This is a genomic window from Falsiroseomonas oryzae, from assembly GCF_027856955.1.
Lineage (GTDB): Bacteria > Pseudomonadota > Alphaproteobacteria > Acetobacterales > Acetobacteraceae > Falsiroseomonas > Falsiroseomonas oryzae.
Genome location: NZ_JAPSMD010000561.1, coordinates 1 through 2,950, shown reverse-complemented (window position 1 = coordinate 2,950; position 2,950 = coordinate 1). Strand labels below are relative to the sequence as shown.

The 2,950-nt window shown below is 72.3% G+C and carries 4 protein-coding genes; 3 read left to right on the top strand and 1 reads right to left on the bottom strand.

Annotation, left to right across the window (positions count from 1 at the left end; genetic code table 11):
* The 3 genes from OZN99_RS28840 to OZN99_RS28830 form a co-directional block, all read left to right on the top strand.
* Window positions 1-578 (top strand): FkbM family methyltransferase (locus tag OZN99_RS28840; RefSeq protein WP_270938663.1); only part of this gene is annotated, 578 nt, incomplete at its 5' end.
* A complete protein-coding gene (locus OZN99_RS28835) occupies window positions 578-1,630 on the top strand; it encodes a glycosyltransferase family 4 protein (RefSeq protein ID WP_270938662.1) in 1,053 nt (350 codons plus the stop codon). The genes OZN99_RS28840 and OZN99_RS28835, both read left to right, overlap by 1 nt.
* A 76-nt stretch (window positions 1,631-1,706) precedes the next feature.
* Window positions 1,707-2,432 carry a hypothetical protein gene (locus tag OZN99_RS28830; protein WP_270938661.1) on the top strand — a complete coding sequence of 242 codons (726 nt, stop codon included), beginning with the start codon at window positions 1,707-1,709 and terminating at the stop codon, window positions 2,430-2,432.
* A 16-nt stretch (window positions 2,433-2,448) separates the two neighbouring features.
* On the opposite strand, the gene OZN99_RS28825 is transcribed toward OZN99_RS28830, so the two are convergent.
* On the bottom strand, window positions 2,449-2,950 hold a 502-nt coding region (locus OZN99_RS28825; RefSeq protein WP_270938660.1), incomplete at its 5' end, for a YjbF family lipoprotein.

Genomic DNA, 2,950 nt, shown 5'->3' with positions numbered 1-2,950 from the left:
CGGTGGCGGTGGAGCCGCAGCCGCGGCTGGCGCGGCTGCTGCGCCTGCTGTTCGGGCGCGACCCCGGCGTGGTGCGCGTGACCGCGCTGGTCGGCGCGGCGCCGGGCGAGGCGGTGCTGCGGCTGAATACCGCGAACCCGACCGTCGCCACCGCCTCCGACGCCTTCGTCACGGCGGCGGACGGCGCGGCGGGCTGGGAAGGCCAGGTCTGGGACGCGGAGCTGCGCCTGCCCGTCACCACGCTGGACGCGCTGGCGGCCGAGCACGGGATGCCGGACTTCGTGAAGATCGACGTCGAGGGCTATGAGGCCGTGGCGCTGGCCGGGCTGAGCCGCGCGCCGCGGTCGCTCTCCTTCGAGTTCACCACCATCCAGCGCGAGGTGGCGCTGGACTGCCTGGAGCGACTGGCGGCGCTGGGCTACCGCGCCTTCAACGCCTGCCTGGGCGAGGGCATGGCATTCGCCCATGGCGCGCCTGTGGATGCGGCGGCGATGGCGGGCTGGATCGCGGCGCTGCCGCATGCGGCGAACTCGGGCGACGTGTACGCCAGCCTGGAGCCCGGGCGGCTCATCCGCTGATGGAGTTCCGCGCGGTCCTGCAGCATCTGGGCTTCGCCGCGGCGCTGGCGGCGCTGTCGGGCGTGGCGGTCCGGCTGATGATCGCCTTCCCCGTCCTCGACCATCCGAATGCGCGCAGTTCCCATGTGCGCCCCACGCCGCGCGGCGGCGGGGTGGGCGTGGTGCTCGCCTTCCTGGCGGGGATGCTGGTGCTGTACCAGGCGGCGCGCTTCGCGCGCATCGCGGATGCGCAGTTCCTCGGCGTGATCGCCGCGGCGGTGGCGATCGCGGCCGTGGCGCTATGGGACGATGTGCGCGATCTGCCGGCCCGGCTGCGGCTGGCGGCGCAGGTCGGCGCGGCGCTGGTGGCGGTGGGCGGCGGGCTGGTGGTGACGCGCCTCGCGCTGCCCTGGATCGGGCCAGTGGAGCTGGGCTGGCTCGGGCCGGTGCTGACGCTGGTCTGGATCGTCGGCTGCACCAACGCGGTGAACTTCATGGACGGGCTGGACGGGCTGGTCGGCGGCACGCTGCTGATCGTCTCGGCGGCGCTGGCGGTGATCGCGGCGGAGCAGGGCGGCTGGTTCGTCTATGCCGCCGCGCTGTTCCTGGCGGCGGGCTTCGCCGGCTTCCTGCCCTTCAACCTGCATCCCGCGCGCATCTTCATGGGCGATGTCGGCAGCCAGTTCGCCGGCTTCATGCTCGCCGTGCTGGCGGTGGCGGCGGCACGCTTCGACGGGCTGCAGGTGTCCTTCCTGATCGTCCCGCTGCTGATGTTCGGCCTGCTGTTCGACGCCGCCTTCACCCTGGCGCGCCGCGCCCTGATGGGGGAGCGGCTGGCGGAGGGCCACCGGACGCATCTGTACCAGATGGCGCAGCGCAGCGGCCTGGGCGTGCGCGCGGTGGCCGCGGTGCATTGGGGCTTCGCGGTGTTGCATGCCGGGCTGGCGGTGCTGTTCCTGGCGATGGAGCCCTTCTTCAAGCCGCTGATCGTGCTGCCGGCGCTGGCGGTGCAGCTGGCCTGGCTGGCCTTCGTGATGCGACGGATGCAGCGCGCGGGGCTGGGCTGGCGCTGACGCGGCGGCCCGTCTTTCCGGTTGCTCGCCGGGCCGGCACGCGTCATGGTTGTGCCACTCCGGGGAGTGCACGCGCATGAGCTATGGCAGCAGCGCTCCGACGCTGACGCAGGTCAACCCGCACAAGGTCGCCTCCTTCAAGGAAGAGGTCTATGCGGTTGGCTCGATCTGGGTGACCGCCCAGGTCAAGGAGGTGGAGTGCGGGCCGTGCTGCATCGCGCTGGTGCTGCGGCAATTGCGGCACCCCCTGGCGGCCTCGACCTCGCTGGACAAGATCCGGCAGTTCAGCCAGAGCTTCGACGGCGGCTACAAGCCCACCGCGACCAATGTGGTCGGCGCGCAGCCGAGCCTGCTGGCGATGGTCGGAGCGAAGGCGAAGTCCGAAAGCTATAGCGGCAGCTACATGAGCAACCTGGTCAGGGTGCTCAACGAGAAGTTCTACAGCGGGCCGACCGCCCGCAAATGGGCCGAGGGCGCCTATACCGGCGCAACGGCAACCAAGCAGCTCAAGCAGTTCCTGAAGGCGGGTTCGCCGACCGAGCCGCGCATCTGCCAGGTGAAGTGGGACAATGGCGGCTCGCATTTCATCGTTGCGCTGGGTGCCGAGGCGACGAAGGAAACCACCGGCGCCGACAGCGGCCACCGCCTCTACTACTTCTCCGATCCGTATTACGGCCTGCAGTACATCCGCATCCCGCACGAGGACAGCGGCACGAGGCTGACCTACCAACCCGTCAACCGGGCCAACAACACCTGGGGATCGCGCGGCCAGTTCACGACCTGGGTCGCCTATCGCCAGTAGCGCCGGCGCGCGGTGCTCACTCGCCGCGCAGCTCCAGCGTCATCACCCCGACGCCCTCCCCGGCCCATTGCTCGCTGCGCAGCACCGCGCCGCGCTCCGGCTCGGCCCAGAAGCGGTTGGCGAAGGACAGGCCGCCGCCGGTGCAGCGCTCCTCCACCAGGATCCAGCCGCCCTCCTCCCGCCCGCGCAGCGTGCAGTCCAGCAGCACGCCGAAGCGCATCGTGGCGGGGTCGCGGTCGGCGCCGGAGAGGTCCACGGTGCGCCGCGCCGAAGCCTCCCGCCCCAGCAGCGCGCGCGGATCCTCGAGCGGGTCGGGGCCGTCGAAGCGCGTGGCCATGACCATCTGCGCGAAGCCGGCGGTGCCGACCACGCGCGCACCTTCCGTCGCCAGCGCCAGGTTGCCATCGCCGCGCCAGACGCGGCGCGTGCCGGCGCCGCTCACCGGCTCCAGCACCACGCGCCGCGGGGTCAGCATGAGCAGCGCGGGGCCCTCGGCCGCGCTTGCGGCCTCGGCCGGC